The organism is Vibrio sp. 03_296 (genome assembly GCF_002265885.1).
In genome coordinates this window covers 1-468 of record NZ_NPKW01001190.1, presented here as the reverse complement: position 1 = coordinate 468, position 468 = coordinate 1, and the positions used below count along the sequence as shown (strand labels likewise).

The window sequence follows — 468 nt, the reverse complement described above, 5'->3', positions numbered from 1 at the left end:
AGCCCCGTTACATCTTCCGCGCAGGCCGACTCGACTAGTGAGCTATTACGCTTTCTTTAATGATGGCTGCTTCTAAGCCAACATCCTAGCTGTCTAAGCCTTCCCACATCGTTTCCCACTTAGCTGTAATTTGGGACCTTAGCTGGCGGTCTGGGTTGTTTCCCTCTCCACGACGGACGTTAGCACCCGCCGTGTGTCTCCCGGATAGTACTTACTGGTATTCGGAGTTTGCAAAGGGTTGGTAAGTCGGGATGACCCCCTAGCTTAACAGTGCTCTACCCCCAGTACGTACTTCGTCCGAGGCGCTACCTAAATAGCTTTCGGGGAGAACCAGCTATCTCCGAGTTTGGATTGGCCTTTCACCCCTAGCCATCAAGTCATCCGCCTAACTTTTCAACATTAGTCGGTTCGGTCCTACCATTGTTGATGTTACTCAACCTTCAACCTGCCCATGGCTAGATCACTTCG

General features: G+C 51.5%; 1 rRNA gene. It reads right to left on the bottom strand.

The window, feature by feature from the left end:
* A 23S ribosomal RNA gene (locus CIK04_RS30875) occupies positions 1–468 on the bottom strand; the annotation flags it as partial.